Source organism: Sorangium sp. So ce385, assembly GCF_051474135.1.
Classification (GTDB): Bacteria; Myxococcota_A; Polyangia; order Polyangiales; family Polyangiaceae; genus Sorangium; species Sorangium cellulosum_D.
In genome coordinates this window covers 9,471,151-9,486,623 of sequence record NZ_CP150337.1, presented here as the reverse complement: position 1 = coordinate 9,486,623, position 15,473 = coordinate 9,471,151, and the positions used below count along the sequence as shown (strand labels likewise).

10 protein-coding genes are annotated in these 15,473 nt (G+C 72.4%); 9 read left to right on the top strand and 1 reads right to left on the bottom strand.

What is annotated here, in order from left to right; genetic code table 11:
• The first annotated feature begins 57 nt into the window (after positions 1 to 57).
• The 9 genes from WME83_RS34510 to WME83_RS34470 all read left to right on the top strand — a co-directional run bounded on the left by WME83_RS34510 (position 58) and on the right by WME83_RS34470 (position 12,980).
• Entirely contained in the window at positions 58 to 498 is a 441-nt protein-coding gene (locus tag WME83_RS34510) for a hypothetical protein (protein ID WP_437313954.1), read from the top strand.
• A gap of 106 nt (positions 499 to 604) precedes the next feature.
• A complete protein-coding gene (locus tag WME83_RS34505) occupies positions 605 to 1,162 on the top strand; it encodes a hypothetical protein (RefSeq protein WP_437313953.1) in 558 nt (185 codons plus the stop codon).
• Positions 1,163 to 1,286: 124 nt separating this feature from the next.
• Positions 1,287 to 3,491 (top strand): type VI secretion system Vgr family protein, encoded by a 2,205-nt coding sequence (locus tag WME83_RS34500; RefSeq protein ID WP_437322081.1) that lies wholly within the window; start codon positions 1,287 to 1,289, stop codon positions 3,489 to 3,491.
• 12 nt (positions 3,492 to 3,503) lie between these two features.
• Positions 3,504 to 5,744: a type VI secretion system Vgr family protein gene (locus WME83_RS34495; RefSeq protein ID WP_437313952.1), complete on the top strand. Its 2,241-nt coding sequence runs from the start codon at positions 3,504 to 3,506 to the stop codon at positions 5,742 to 5,744.
• A gap of 3 nt (positions 5,745 to 5,747) precedes the next feature.
• On the top strand, positions 5,748 to 8,423 hold the full coding sequence (locus WME83_RS34490; RefSeq protein WP_437313951.1) for a type VI secretion system Vgr family protein: 2,676 nt from the start codon (positions 5,748 to 5,750) through the stop codon (positions 8,421 to 8,423).
• Between the two features lie 21 nt (positions 8,424 to 8,444).
• Complete coding sequence (locus WME83_RS34485; RefSeq protein ID WP_437313950.1) at positions 8,445 to 9,458, top strand: DUF2169 family type VI secretion system accessory protein; 1,014 nt, start codon at positions 8,445 to 8,447, stop codon at positions 9,456 to 9,458.
• The gene (locus WME83_RS34480; RefSeq protein WP_437313949.1) at positions 9,455 to 10,498 is read left to right on the top strand and encodes a beta-ketoacyl synthase N-terminal-like domain-containing protein; all 1,044 of its coding nucleotides are present in this window, start codon (positions 9,455 to 9,457) and stop codon (positions 10,496 to 10,498) included. Before WME83_RS34485 ends, WME83_RS34480 begins: the two co-directional genes overlap by 4 nt.
• The gene (locus WME83_RS34475; RefSeq protein ID WP_437313948.1) at positions 10,495 to 10,869 is read left to right on the top strand and encodes a PAAR-like domain-containing protein; all 375 of its coding nucleotides are present in this window, start codon (positions 10,495 to 10,497) and stop codon (positions 10,867 to 10,869) included. Before WME83_RS34480 ends, WME83_RS34475 begins: the two co-directional genes overlap by 4 nt.
• Before the next feature lie 77 nt (positions 10,870 to 10,946).
• The gene (locus tag WME83_RS34470) at positions 10,947 to 12,980 is read left to right on the top strand and encodes a hypothetical protein (protein WP_437313947.1); all 2,034 of its coding nucleotides are present in this window, start codon (positions 10,947 to 10,949) and stop codon (positions 12,978 to 12,980) included.
• A gap of 1 nt (position 12,981) precedes the next feature.
• Here WME83_RS34470 and WME83_RS34465 read toward each other — a convergent pair whose 3' ends face one another.
• Positions 12,982 to 15,351, bottom strand: coding sequence for a hypothetical protein (locus WME83_RS34465; protein WP_437313946.1), 2,370 nt, complete (start codon positions 15,349 to 15,351; stop codon positions 12,982 to 12,984).
• Positions 15,352 to 15,473: the final 122 nt, after the last annotated feature.

Sequence of the window (15,473 nt, the reverse complement as noted above, 5' to 3'; positions counted from 1 at the left end):
CATCGTGCTCCGTGGTGGATCGACACACCCGCATCGCCTACGCTCCGCAGCTCGCTCATGGTGCTCGATCTGGAGACGTACGCGCGGGTGATGGCTCGGCTCGCCGAGTCCGGCGGCGCGCGCGCCGAGGTGCTCGCGCGGCACGGGGTCGACGAGGCGCGATGGGACGCCGCCGACGCCCACTGGCAGGCGCGCCTCTCCGGCGCTCTGGCCGACGAGGACGAACCGGTCCCGGCGCTGCTCGCCGCGTATTGCGAGGCCTACCAGGCGGCGTCGCGCGCGGCCGCGCCGCCGGTGTCGCTCGAGCAGTTCGCCCGGGTGACATCGCTGCTGCAGTCGACCGGCGACGTGCAGGCCGCGCTCGCCCAGGTGGGCGTGACCCTGGCCGACTACGTGCGCGGGAGCGAGCACTGGAGCCGTCGGATGGCCGAGGACTCCGGCATGGAGAGGCGGTTCCACGCGGCGCTCCGCGGCGAGACCGGGGGCGCCCCGGAATGAGGGCGTCGACCTCGGCGCCGCTCGCCGCACGGTCGACCTGGAGAACCATGGTCGCTCATCGAGGTCGCCGCGGTCGCGCGCTGCCGCCACAGGGAGTCTCGGAGGCATGATGGGAGCTCACGACAAAGGCGCCGACGCCGCCGGCGGCGCGACCGTCGCGCTGGAGGAGGCCGCGCCGGCGTCGCGCCTCTCCATCGACGATCTGCTGCCGGATCCCACCTCTCCGGAGCCGCAGCCGGCGCCGCGCCGGGCGAGCGTCGCGCCGGCGGCCGGCACGCGCACCGCGCGCGTGCTCGCGGTGGCCGGCCGCAGCGCGACGATCGTGCTCCGCGGCGCGCCCGCGGCGGTCGAGGCAGAGCTCGCGCCCGAGGTGGATCCCGAGGTGATCGCCGACGCCCTGGACAACGGCGATTCGGTGCTCGTCGAGTGCTGCGAGGGCGAAGCGCCGCTCGTGGTCGCGGCGCTCGCGACGCGCAAGCCCCGCGAGCTCCGGCTGCAGGCGACCACGATCCACATCGAGGCCGAGGACGAGGTGCTCCTGCGCTCGGGACACGGCGCGGTCCGCATCCGCCAGGACGGGGACATCGAGGTGATCGGCAGCCGCATCAGCGCCGCCTCCCGCGGGCTGTTCCGCCTCGTCGGGCGGATCTTGAGGCTGAATTGAGCCCGCGCCCGCGCCGGTGCGCCCAGCGCCCCGAGGAGATCCCGCGGGCCCCGCGCGAGCCGCGTTGCCAGGGGCGGCGAGCACGGGCGCTCCCGAGGGGGCGCGATCGTGGAGGGCTCGCTTGATGGAGGCCACGCTCGGCCACCTCCTCCTCGCGGGCGACGGTCTGCCCGGCGATGTGCGGGTGCATTCCTATGAAGCGCACGAGGCGATCTCGCTCCCGTACGCGGTCCGCGTCGAGATCTCGACCAGCGACCCGTCTTTTCGCGTCGATGCGTGCCTCCAGCGCCGGATGCTGCTCGAGGTCGATGACGGCCACGGGAGCGTCCGCCATTACGACGGCCTGCCCGACCGCGTCGGCTTCCTCGCGCACCGGGCCGGCGAATACGTCTTCGAGCTCCGGCTCCGGCCCGCCGTCGCCGCCCTCGAGCACCGCGAGGGCTCGCGCATCTTCCAGGACAGGAGCCCGGTGGATGTCGTCAAGGCCGTCCTGGCCGACGCCGGTGTCGACCGCGGCGTGGAATGGCGGCTCCGCCACGGCTACGCGCGGCGCGAGCTCCTGTGCCAGTACCGCGAAACAGAGCTGGATTTCGTCCACCGGCTCCTCGAGGAAGAGGGGATATTCTACTTCTTCCTCCACGGCCCCGACGGGCACAGGCTCGTCCTCGCCGACGACCCGGCGGCGTTCGCGCCGCTGGACGGGACCCCCGAGGTGCGGCTCTCCGTCCGGCAGGGCGCTGGCGCGCACGCCCGGCCGGTGATCGATCTGCGCCGGAGAAAGGCCTTGAGGCCCACAGAGGTCGCGCTGCGCGACCACGACTTCGAGAAGCCCGAGGTCTTCCCCACAGCCTCGGCGGCGGCGCCCGGCAACCGGGCGATTCGCCACTTCGACTACCCCGGCGGCTTCACGGCGGCCGCCGAGGGCGCACGGAAGGCCGCGCGGCGGCTGAGCTCCCTCCGCGGTGACGTCGACCTCTGCCGCGGCAAGACCGGCGCGGCGGGGCTCCTGTGCGGCGCGCCGGTGGCGATCGCGGGGGCGGCCGAGCCGTTCCTCGAGGGAGAGTTCGTGGTCGTCGAGCTCCGGTCGCGAGGCCGGGCGGGCGCAGCGGCGTGCGAGAACGAGTTCTCCGCCATCCCGAAGGGCGCGCCGTTCGCCCCGCCCCGCCGCACGAAGAAGCCGAGAGCGCGCGGCGTCCAGACGGCCATCGTGACCGGGCCATCGAACGAGCCCCAGGCCGTCCACGTCGACCGGTACGGCCGGATCAAGGTGCGATTTCTGTGGGATCGCTCGGGCAGACAGGACGACACCTCGAGCGCCTGGCTGCGCGTATCGCAGCTCGCGCTCGGCGGCTCGATGATCCTGCCCCGCGTCGGCTGGGAGGTCTCGGTCGGCTTCCTCGACGGCGACCCGGACCGCCCCCTCGTGCTCGGGCGCGCGTTCAACGCCGAGGACACCCCTCCTTACGCCCTGCCCGGCGCGGCGGCCAGGAGCGCGCTGAAGAGCATGTCCACGCCGGGCGGCGCCGGGCACAACGAGATCACGATGAGCGACACGGCGGGCGGTCAGGGGTTCTCGATCTCCGCCCAGCGGGACCTCCACATCGCCACCGGCCACGACAAGGACGAGACCGTGGGGGTCGACGAGGAGCACAGCGTCGGGGGCAACTACGCGGTCTCCATCGGCGCGAGCGAGTCGACCACGGTGGGCGCGAACCAGTCGATCGACGTGGGCAACGCGCTCCAGAACAAGGTGGCCGGCGCGCAGACGATCTCCGTGGGCGGCGACGAGCGGATCCACGCGAGCGCCGATCTCGTGGAGAAGGTCGGCGGGGCTCGCGACTATGCCGTGGGCGGGGACCACATCACCCTCTCGTGCGGCGTCCGTCAGCAGATCGCGGGCGCCTTCACGCGCGACGTCGGCTCGGTCCAGACCAGCCTCTCGCTCGCCTCGATCGATGACGACATGCTCTCGACCTACGATGAGTCGGCCGGAGCGCTCATCGCGCAGCTCGTCGCCGGCGCGAGCGTCGAGAGCGTCGCCGCGAGCAAGGACCAGACGTCGTCCGCGGGCGAGATCCACAGCGTGGGCGCGCTCTCGACACAGGCGGGCGAGGTGAAGCAGCTCATTGGCGGGCTGCACCTGCGCAACGTGGGCGGCGATTGCGTCGTCGAGGCGCCGCAGATCGTCCTCGCGGGCGGCGCGGCGAGGCTCATCGGCGGCGGGAGCGCCATCAAGCTCGACGGGGGCCCGATGACGCTGGAGGGCCCGAAGATCGCGATCGACGCGGCGCTCATCGTCCGGCAGGCGGCGAGCCTCAAGATCGGGTGAACGAGGCCAGGCGTGGCAGACCTCATCGAGATTGGACACGAGCTCACGATCGACGGCGCGCCGTTTCCCCTCCTCTGGCTCGAGGCGCGCGAGGCGATCGACGACATCGGCGCGCTCCGGTGCGAGATCGCGGGCGGCGCCGGCGGGCCGGACCCGGCGACCCTCGTCGGCAAGCCGCTCGTGCTCACGCTGTCGCGCCGCGGCGGCCGCGAGGAGCGCAGGCTGGCCGGCGTCGTCGTCGAGGCCGAGCGCGGGACCTCGCGGGGCACGGAGGAGCCCGGGACGCGGCTCGTCGCGCGCCCCCGCCTGTTCCGCCTCACCCAGCGCGCCGACTGCCGCGTCTTCCAGCACATGTCGGCTCCCGACATCGTGAAGGAGGTCCTCGCGGGCGCGGGCATCCCCGCCTCCGCGCAGCGCTGGCGGCTCGTGGACAGCTACCCGGCGCGCGACATGGCGGCGCAGTACCGCGAGACGGATCACGACTTCGTCCGTCGGCTCCTCGCGGAGGAGGGGATCGCCTTCTTCGTCGATTCGAGCACGGGCGCCGACACGGTCGTCTTCTTCGACCGCGAGCCCGAGGACATCGAGGGGGAGAGAGAGCTGGCTTTCCGCCCCGCGGACGGGCTCGACATGGCGCATGACGCGATAACCACCCTCTCGTACGAGAGGACGACCGCGCCGGGGCGCGTGCGCCTGCGCGATCACGATTTCGAGCGACCCCGGGTGAAGCTCGACGCCACGGCCGAGGGGGACGACGCGCCGGAGAGGGCGCTGGAGGTGTACGCGCACCCCGGCCGGTTCACCGAGCCCGCCGCGGGCGATCGCCGCGCCAGGGTGCTCCTGGAGTCGCTCCGCGCCCGGCGCGAGCTCGCGAGCGGCACGACGAACACCCTCCGGGTGCGCCCCGGGCGCAGGTTCTCGCTGGTCGACCACCCGTACGAGCCGCTCAACCAGGAGTACCTGGTCGTGGAGGTCGACATCGCGCTGGAGGCGCACGCGACGGCCGAGCCGCGCGGGCACGCGATGGGGCGCGGCGCGCGCGTCGCCTTCCGCGCGATCCCGGCGTCGACGACCACCTATCGGCCCCCGCGAGCCCCGCCGGCGAAGACGGTGGCAGGCGCGCAGTCGGCCGTCACGACGGGACCGCCGGGCAGCGAGATCCACCCGGATCGGCATGGCCGCGTGAAGGTCCTGTTTCCCTGGGACCGCCGGGGCAGGGCCGACGACGCCTCGAGCCCGTGGATCCGTACGAGCCAGCTCCCGCTCGGCGGCGGCATGCTGACGCCGCGCGTGGGCTGGGAGGTGTGCGTCGCCTTTATCGAGGGCGACGTGGACCGGCCGTTCGTGGGGGGGCGGCTGTACAACGCGGCGTCTCCGCCGCCGTATCCGCTGCCGGCGCACAAGACCCGGACGGCCCTTCAAACCGCCACGACCCCCGGCGGCGGCTCGGTGAACGAGATCCGCATGGACGACCGGGCGGGCGCCGAGGAGGTGCTCATGAGCGCGTCCCGGGACGCCTCGGTGCGCGCAGGGAACGACGCGACCGAGAGCATAGGAAACAACGAGTCGCGTTCCATCGGGGCCAATCATACGCTTGCGGTGGCCGACAGCTTGTCCGCCGCGGTCGGAGCGAACCAGGACCTCGCGATCGGCGGCGACCAGAGCGTGCGCGCCTCGACGTTCATGGTGGATGACGTCGGCAGCCATTCGCTCACCGTCGGGGGCAACCGCGATCTCGCGGCGGGCGGAGATCACAAGCGCACGGTCACCGGGAGCTCGACGCTGACCATCGGCGGCATGCAGGTCGAGGTCGCGGCCGGCTCGGTGGACGAGGCGACCCTGGCCACGATGAACGATACGGTCGGCGCGGCGCTGATCGAGATGACCGCCTCGGATCGGACCGTGACGGTGAAGGGGAGTCGGACCGAGACCGCGGGGGCGGCCAAGGTGATCCTCGCCGGCGGCGGCCGCTCGGTCGAGGTCGGTACCAGCTTGAGCCAGAAGGCCGCGGGCGCGATCCTCAACCAGGTCGCCGGGGACCGCCACGACGTGAGCGAGGCGGATTTCCTCGAGATCGCGGGGGGCGCGCAGATCGTCAAGGCGACGAACGTCGTGTTCGAGGCGCAAACCCTGCTCAGCGTCGTCATGGGGGCCTCGACGATCACGCTGACCCCTGCGTCGGTGTCGATCGCCGGCGCCGCGATCACGTTCGACGGCGACTGCGAAGAGCTGGGCGTCATCAAGGAGAACTGAGCCGTGGCACCCCGGACGCTGAGCACGTTCTTCCGAGCCCACGCCATCGCGTCGCGGGACGTCCTCGGGTTCCGGGTCGAGCGCCGGCTCGGGCTCGTCACCAGGGCGGAGGTCGAGCTGCGCTCCGGGGCCTACGTCGATCCGGACGAGCTGCTCGGCAGCCCTGCCACCCTTGCATTCGGCTGGGAGGGCCCGGAGCACGAGGTCCACGGCGTGGTGACGGACGTCGAGATCGCCGCCACGCCGGCGGACCAGGACCTCCAGGGCGCCTTGTACCGGATCCACGTCGCCTCGTGGATGGCGCTGCTCGAGCGCGAGGTCGACTGCCGCATCTTCCAGGACAAGGACGTGAAGGAGATCGTCTCCGAGGTGCTGCGGCGCGCTGGTATCGACGACCGGCGCCAGGCATGGCGGCTCGTGAGCAGCTATCCGAAGCGCGTCCATTGCGTGCAGTACAACGAGAGCTCGCTGGCCTTCGTCTCGCGGCTCCTCGAGGAGGAGGGCATCTACTTTCACGCCGAGTCCGGCGACGCTGGCGAGGTCGTCGTCTTCGAGGACGACAGCACGTCGAGCGATCCGATCGACGGAGACAAGGAGGTGCCCTATCGGCTCGACGCCGGGCTCGCCGGCGCCGAGGCCGCGATCGGCGTCCTCACGCGGCGGTGCCGAACGGCGACGGGCAAGGTGGTCTTGCGCGACTATGACTTCGAGGCGCCGACGTTGGACCAGACCGTGACCGCGGCGGCGGATACGGACGCGGACCTCGAGGTGTACGACCATCCGGGGCTGTACACGGATCGGCGCGAGGGCGAGCGGCTCGCCCGGGTCCGGCTGGAAGCCCTGCAGGCCGAGCGGGCGCTCCTCGAGCTGGAGTCCGGATGCCCGCGGCTCATGGCGGGCCGGTGGCTCAAGCTCGTCGATGCCCCCGACGCTCTGGACGGCGATCACTTCATCACCGCTGCCGACCACGAGCTGCGCAACGGGGTGTACCTCGCCCGCGCCACGACCGTTCCGAGGAGCGTCCGCTACCGCAGCCCGCGGCGGACGCCTGCGCCGATCATCGAAGGCCCGCAGACGGCGGTCGTCGTCGCGCCGCGCGGCGCGCCCGCCGAGGACATCCATACGGACGCGCACGGCCGGTGCAAGGTCAAGTTCCACTGGGATCGCCACGGCGAGGGCGATGACACGGCGTCGTGCTGGATCCGCGTGGCGCAGCCGCAAGCGAGCGGGGCGATCCTCCTGCCGCGGGTGGGATGGGAGGTGATCGTCGAGTTCCTGGAGGGCAATCCCGACAGGCCCGTCGTGACGGGGCGCGTCTTCAACGGGCGATTCATGCCGCCTTACGCGTTGCCCGAGGGCAAGTCGCGCACCGCGCTCCGGACGAGCTCGTCGCCTGGCGGGTCGGGCGCGAACGAGATCCGCCTGGAGGACAGGGCTGGGAGCGAGGAGATCAGCATCCGGTCCCAGAGGAACACGACGCTCGCGACGGCGAACGACAAGACGCGCTCCACGGGCGGCCATGAGTCGAAGAGCGTCGAGGTCGACGCGCGGCTCACGGTGGGCGCGGATCAGAAGATCCAGGTGACGAACGGTACCCTGAGCACGGTCGGCGGCGCGCAGACCGCGACCGTGGGCGGCGACCGCGCGGTGCAGGTGAGCGCCGCCTTCGGGCTCACGGCCAGGGGGGCGAGCGCGGCGACGGTGGGCGGCACGCACAAGGAGATGGACGGCAATCCGGCCAGCGCCCTGCTGTCCCTCTCCGGCAAGGCGCCGACCGAGGCGGCGACAGCAGAGGCGCGCCGCGCGCTCATGGCGCTCGACGGGGCCGTCGCGGCGAAGGTCCATCAGGTGATGGCGCCAGTCCATGCGCTGGAAAGCCAGCTCGGGGATCTGGGAGCTGCCATGGACGCCCTCGGGGCCGGGAACCTGGGCGCCACGGGGAAGGCGCTCGACGCGGCGGCGAGCCTGCCTTCGCCGGCGGCGTTCGGCGCGTCGCTCGGAGCGATCGCCGGCGGGCCAGCGCCCCCGGGCGGCGACGCTGGCTGGCTCGACGCGCTGCTCGGGGGCGGAGGGGAGGCCGGCTCGGGCCGCCCCGGCGATGCGTCGGGCGCCGGCTCCGGCGCCTCGGGCGAGAGCGAAGCGGGGCCGGACGGCGGCGCGGCGAGCCCCTTGGCATCGGACAGCGCCACCGGGCCGGGGCACTCCGTCAACGTGTGCGCCTCGACGCACGACGAGAAGGTCGGCGGCATGAGGGCGACGATCGCGGCGGCCGGCATCCACACGACGGTGGGAGGCGCACGCGTGCAGCGCGTCGGGGCGGCGCGGGTCGAGCTCGTGGCCGGTGCGCGGGTCGAGACGTGCCTCGCCGACAAGACGGAGAAGGCGGCTGGCCTGGCCGTCGTGAGCGGCGCGCCGGAGGCGGAGCGGGTCGGCGGCAGCCGGACGACGATGGTGGGCGGCGCCGTGATCGACAGGATCGGCGGATCGCACACCGTCGTGGCGGGCGGCAAAGGCATGTTCATCGGGGCGTTTCACAAGGTGGACGCCGCGGGGGCCATCCTGCTCAAGTGCGGCCCGAGCGAGGTGGTCATCGACGGCGGGGGCGTGACGATCAAGGCCGGGCTCGTCACGATCACGGCGCCCAACGTCAGGCTGAAGCGCAACGTGTCCTTGATGTGAGGCGGTATGGATGCGCCGCGTGTGGACAACAGGACCGATTTCGCCGCTGCGCCGTTCCTGCTCATCGGCAAGGACGGCGAGCGCCTCGTCGTCGTGGTGAAGGCGACGTTCGTGCTGGTGGCCGGGCAGGGCGAGCTCGAGCTCTCGGACAGGGCGGAGCAGCGCCGCATCCGCAGCGCCGACGTGCCGTGGGGCGATCCGGAGAAGAGCAGCATCAAGTATCCATCGGACCTGTGCATCGCGAAGCCGGGCACGGACGTCATCGTGGTGGCGGCGGCGCACGCGCCCGGCGGGGAGGCCGTCCCTTTCTTCGATGCCGGCGTGCGGCTCGGCGCGCTGGAGAAGGTCGTGCGGATCTTCGGGCTGCGCGTCTGGCAGGCGAAGGGCGCCGGGCTCTCCGAGCCGCGCCCCACGACCGGGATCGAGGTGCGGTACGACCACGCGTGGGGCGGGCTGGATCGGAGCGATCCGTCGCGCCCCGTGGAGGAGCCGCGGAATCCGGTGGGGACGGGGATCGCGCGGGATCCGGCGGCGCTGACGCACAAGCCTGCTCCGTTCATCGAGGATCCGGCGGATCTCATCGCCTCGGCGAGCACGCGCCCGGCGCCCGCGGGGCTCGGCGCGATCGGCCGGCACTGGGAGCCGCGGCGGCGTCATCTGGGGACCTACGACGCCGCCTGGCGCAGGCAGCGCGCGCCGCTCTTGCCCCTGGATCACGACGACCGCGCCAATCTGTGCGCCTCGCCGGGGCTCATCGCGGCTCCGTCGCTGCGCGGGGGAGAGGACGTGGCCCTGCTCAACCTCACGCCGGGAGGGGGGACGACGCGCTTCCGGCTCCCCAGCACCGCCGTCGAGATCGCGATGAGGGCGAGAGGGCGAGCGCCTGAGGTCCTTTGGCCCGAGGTCGATACGGTCCTCGTCGACGCGCTCGCGCCGGCGGGCGTCGTCGTCGAGCTCGTGTGGCGAGCGGCGTTCCAGCCCCCGCGGCGCATGAAGGAGATCGAGATCGTCGTGACCGAGACGGGGGCAGGGTGAGCGAGGTCGGGGTCGTGAGGGTCGGGGCACGGACGCCGATCGGGCTGAACGCCCGGCAGACGGGCTTCTTGCTGCGCACGGGCTTCCCGGCGGTCTCCGAGGCGCCGCTCGCGAGCTCGGCGGGCGAGGCGATCTCCATGGGATTCATCCCGGTGATCGATCCGCGCATCGTGGGGCCCGAGCGGCTCGTCCTGCTCGCGGCGCCGGCGTTCGAGGAGGCGGCCGCGCCGATCCGCGACGGGAGGACGGTGGTCCAGCTCGCGCTGGACGAGGGATATCCCGACGCGCTGGCGGCGACGCAGCTCCTCGCGGCTGCCGTGAAGCGCTCGATGCCTTCGGCGACCGTGGGCATCGTCGCCGGAGGCGAAGCGGCCCTGGGACCGCTCCTCTCCGAGGCGCTGAGCGCCCTCTCGTCGAGGCTCGTCGACGCGGTGATCCTGGGCGGCGTGCACAGCGATTACGACCCGCGTGCGATTGCGGCCCTCGAGGAGAGCGGGCGGCTCTTCTCTCCCGACAACCTCGACGCGCGCATCCCGGGGGAAGCTGCGGTGTTCCTCGCGCTGATGCGCGACGCGGACGCGGAGCGCCAGGGCCTCCGAGCGCTCGCGCGCGTGCTCGGCGTCGGCGCCGGGCGGGAGCGCGCCCGGCCTGGCGACGACGCGCCCGCCTACGAGGCGCTCGGGCTGACCAGCGCGGCGCAGCAGGCGGCCGAGCCCCTGGCGCGGGCCGGGAGGACGGCGGGGTGGATGTTGACCGATCTCACGGGGGAGATGCGGCGGCTCCGCGAGTGGCAGGCTGCGTTCGTGCGGATGCAGGACGTGCTCGGTCGCCCTTATGTCATCGATTCTCCAGCGCAGCGCATCGGCTACCTGGGGGCCGCGGCGCTGCCGCTCTTGATCGCGATGGCGGCCACAGGGTGGGAGCACGGGGTTGCGCCGTCGCCTGTGGCGATCGCGACGGCGGGGAACGACGGCGGGGAGCGGGCTGCGGTGCTGCTCGCGAGCGCTGCGCGAGGGGCCGAGAGGGAGGAGCAGGCATGAGCATCACGGCGTGCAGCATGGATTGCATCACGGCCAGGTCGGGGCACCAGATGGTCCCGCTGGCGGCCAGCGTTTGCACGACGCCGGCCGCGCCTGGCCCGGTTCCGGTGCCGTATCCGGTGTTCGCGAGCTCGGCCGAAGGGATCAAGAACGCGCCGGTACGAACGAAGATGGGCGGCGCGAAGATCCTGACGGTGGGGGGGAGCTTCAAGGCGTGCCACGGCAACGAGCCAGGGACGCTGAAGGAGGTGGTCAGCCTCAACACCGGCGGGCCGTCGTTCATCGTGATGGGGGCGCCGATCGTGTTCGTGGAGCTCGGCATGGTGGGGATCACCGGCAGCCCCGGATTCTTGAACAAGGGAGGGCTCTGACTCATGTCGATAGGCGCTGGGCGCCGCGGTCCCGCCGGGCGCGTGCGCACGCAAGGCGTCGGGTGAGGCGGCCCGCCATGTCCGACGAGCTCTCCGCCTTCGACGCTGGCGCGCCCTGGGTGCAGCACCTGGAGCGCGCGCACGCGCTCCTCCACGCGGTCGCGCGCTTCATCGAAGCGCAGCGTGAGCCGAGCGCCCATCTCGCGCCCGCGGCGCGCAAGCTCGAGAGCGGCCTCGGCGCGCTGTACGACGCGTTCGATGGCCGCGCCGACCGCGTCACGGCCATCGGTCGCGCGCATGGCCATGTCTGGGCGGCCGCTGTGCTCGTGGCCCGCGCGGGTCACCCTCGGGAGCTCGCTTCCCTCCGGGACGCGTGCGCAGCGCTCGTCGCGGCCGAGGAGCGATTCCCCGGCGCGCCGCTCGCCGGGCCCAGCGCCGCCGTGCTTCGCGCGGGCGTCGACGGTCCGCCGCTGCACGTCGTCGAGCGGGCGTCGCTCGTCCCATCGTTCCGCGCGCCGAGGGTGCCCGAGCCTGAGCCCGCAGCGCGAGAGCTCACGCCTTCGGAGCCGAAGACGTTCGATGAGCTGGCCGCCATGGCCGAGGCGATGCGCCGCCTGGCGCGCGAGCGGACCGAGGCGCTCGTCCGTCCAGCGAGACCCGCGCCGAGGCTGGCGAAGCCGGCCTCGGCCGGGGGAGAGGCGCCGCCCGGCTTTGCGTTCGCGCCGCCCGCCGCGATCTCCGACGGGGACTTCGTCCGTCGCTGGTCGCGCGTGTGCTTCGAGGAAATCGGGATGCTGGGAGTCCAGCGGGCGCCGCTCCCGGGGGACGACTGGCGTTCATGTCAGGCGCTCGAGCTACGCATGGTCGCTGCCATCGACGCGCTGGCCGCGCTCGGTCCGACGGCGATCGCGCACGTCGAGCCGATGGCGATGGATGCGCCGGCCGCCGATCCCATGCGCGTCTTTGCAGCCGCGATGATCGCCGGGTGCCTCGAGGGGCGCGACGTGCTCGCCTGCGCCGAACGGGTGCTGTTCCGGTTCGGCCCCGGCAATCCGGTCGTCGCCGAGGCGTTCGTCTCGGCCATGAAGCTCGCCCGGAACCCGTTCTTGCCGAATTGCCTGCGGGCCTTGTCCGCGTCCTCCGAGCGAGGGTGCCGGGCGATCGCCGTGGAGGTGCTGGCGCACCGCGGCTGGCTCACGCCCGCGGAGCTCGAGGCGCTGAGCGAGGAGGAAGACGCGCGCGTCTTTGCGCTGGGGCTGTCCGCGCTCGCCGCGGCGAGACATCCGCGCGGTCGACACGCGATGGAGCGGGCGCTCGCGCACGGGGATCTCGACGTCCAGGCGGCGGCGCTCGATGCCATGCTCCTCGCAGCGCACCGGGGTACGGCCGAGGCCGCGCGCAAGGCGGCGCAAGGGGCGCTCGGGGATCGGGCGCTCGTGCGCCTTGCGCTGGCCGCCCGCGAGGAAGATGCCTTCTGGCTGCTCGAGCGCATGCAGCGCTCGCCGACGCCCGCCGCCGTCGAGGCCGTGGGGTGGGCCGGGCTCGTCGAGGCGATCCCGAGCTTGCTGGATCTGCTGGAGTCGGCGGTGGAAGAGGTGGCGCGCGCCGCCGGCGCCGCGCTCGAACGGCTGCTCGGCGCCAACCTCGTGAAGGAGGTGGAGGTCGACCCGGAGGCGCTGGAGGATGGGGTGGTGATCGATCCGGACCCCGAGCCGTCCCGGGGGCGTCGCCCGCTCGGAGAGCTGGTGAGCGATCCGCGCGACCGCCCGCCGGTCGGATCCAAAGAGACGCTGGAGGTGCCATCGACGGATCCCGCGCAGTGGCGGGCGTACTGGTCGGAGCACAGGGGGCGCTTCGACCCGAAACGGCGGCTGCGGCGCGGGCGAATGTACTCACCGTCGGTGTCGCTTCACGAGCTGTGGACGCTCTCGCTCCCGGTCGAGGATCGGAGGCGGCTATGCAGGGAGCTTGCGGCGCAGACAGGGAGATGGGCGCGCTTCGATCCGCACGATTTCGTGACGGAGCAGGAGCGGTGCCTCGGGGCGTGGCAGGCGATGCTCCAGGGGACGCGCGAGGCGCCGGGGGCCTGGGGGCATCAGCTCGGAGAATAGGCTACCGCTTGGCGGTGTCGCCGGAGCAGATGACGAACTGCGTGGCGCCGTCCTGGGCGTCGCCGTCGCCGGTGAACCGGACCTGCCGGCGCTCCGTGGACGGGCATTTCGCGACGACCTCCTCTCTGCCCAGGCCGAGCTGCGGGTCGACGTAGCACCATCCGTGCACCTTCTCGCCGCCGACCTCGACGGGCGCCGGCGGCACCGTGTCCTGGCAGGCCTTCAGCTCGGCCGGATCGCTGAGCTGCTCGACCTCGCAGACGCAGTTCCAGCCGTTCGCCGTCGCGACCGGATCGTCGAGCACCATCTGCTCCGCCCCGCGGTTCTCCGCGGGCACCTTCCGCCGCGCCGCGAGCCCGTCGCAGCTGCACTGCCCGTCGGCCACGCTCCGCGCCTCCAGGACCAGGCAGCTGACCTGTCCTTGGTCGTTCGGCTGGAGGGCGCGGGGCAGGCACTGCCCGGCCAGCTTCGTCTTCAGACGATCGACGATCGCGCCGATCGCCGGCCGATAGCCGTAGTCGAGCGCGCCCTCGGCCGCGTTCTTGAGCTGCGCCGGGCACACCGATCCGACGATGCCCTGGTCCCCGAGGCTCCGGATGAGCTCCAGCTGCCGGAGGCCCGGATACGCCTTCGCGTTCACCTGGAGGTTGCTGTCGGTGCCGTCGGGGTTGTCCTGGCACAGGGGGCTATTGTAGTCCGTCTTGTCGGTCGACTTGTCGCAGTCTCCGTTCATCACGGGGTTCTCCAGCGGAAAGACGCAGGCGAACTGGAGGTCGCCGAAGGTCGTCTTGGGCTCCCACTCGTGGCCGTTGATGACGTTGGCGTCGTCCGGCGAGCTCACGCCGGCGATGGGCGTCCCGGTGATCGGGTTCACGCCCTCGCGGGGGGCCGGCGACTCGACCATGTGTGGATCCGCGGGGGGGCGGCGCGCCTTGGGATCTCCGAGGATGATGTCCCAGGTGCTCTGGAAGCCAGCGATCGGGGCGCTCAGCTCCTCGGCGCTCTTGAAGCCGCCGACGGGGTTGCCGTCCTTGTCCTTGCCTTTCTGGAGGTCGGGCTGGCCCGCGTCGTTCTGGCGCGCGATGTCCTGCCAGGGGACGCCGACGAGGCCCGCGAAGAACACGAGCTCCGGCGATCGAACCGTGCTGAGCTCGTCGGTCGGGTCGAGATCCGAGAAGAGCGGGTTGTCGACGATATCGCCGTCGTGATCCTCGAGCTGCGTCTTCGTGAGCGCATCCGTGTAGCGGCCGATCGGGTAGAGCAGGTCGATCCCGAACCGCTCCTTCTGGTTGAAACAGCGCAGGTTGGGCGGGTCATGTTCCAGGTCGAGCACCTTGACCTTGCCTCCTTCGCTGCAGGTCTCATCGACCGGGCACCCGCGAGGGGCGTCCACTCCGCACGACGCGCAGCACGGATCGTCCGGGCCTTTCTCCGTGCACTCCTTGCGCGGCTGGAACATCCGGAACGGGGACGGCCGCGCGACCCAGAAGTCCGTCCCGCCCTCCCGGATGGAACAGTCGTTCTCGTCCGACAGCATGATGATCGCGAGCAGCGAGTCCGGCCGGAGGAACGCCTTGCGCTGATCCAAGAGCGCCTTGTCCAGCCCTGTCCGGATCGCCTTGCCGTCCACCACCTCGAGGGTCTCGTAGGGCGCTGGGTCCACGAGGAAGCGGTACCAGCTCTCCAGCTGCGACTCGTAGCCGCACCCGACGTCGCCCACCCCTCGGACCATGTTCGTCAGCGTCGGCACGAGGCCGTGCCCCGCGCCGTCGTCGAGGATCGACTCGCCGGCAGGGTTGAGCCTCTGCTCTGGATCCCAGGCGAGGAACCCCTTGTTGTCATACGTCGGCGGGGCGTCGTCGCCGTCGCTCCGGGCGATGAGGTGCCCCATGTCGTTGGTGGAGAAGTGCACGCTCGTCCCGGCGCACGCGCTCTTCCCGTCACGGGTCATGGCCGCAGCGCCATGGTCGCCGAGGCTCGTGCTGATGATCCCGATGTGGATGTCGAGGACGGGCTCGAACTCGCGCTCCATGCCGCTCTCGCAGGCGCCGTTCTTCGGCGGCGACGATCTCGCGGGGTCCAGCGGATCGACGCACTGGGGGTTGACCAGGCGCCTCACGAGGTCCGGCACGGCCAGCGCGAGGATCTCCTGCTTGTCCTTCATCGACGACGAGTTGTCGATGGTCAGGAGGAGATCGATCTTGTCGACGTGCTGCGGGAGCCGCTCGACGACGGTGCCCGTCGTGCGCGTATCCTGCTCGGCGATGGGTCGGGTCAAGCACCCCGAGATGAGCGATGTACCGCCCACGACGAGGGAGCACCAGAGCAACGCGGCTGCGCGGGCAGCGCGGGACGGAGGGCGATCGGCCATGAATCCTTCCTTGCGCGAGAGATGGAGTGGTCCCTTCGCGCGTCGCACGCGGCGCGCGCGCTCTGCCGGCGCGCCTGTCTCGCGCGGAGTGGATGACAGGCCGCCTGGCGATCGCGAGTTCA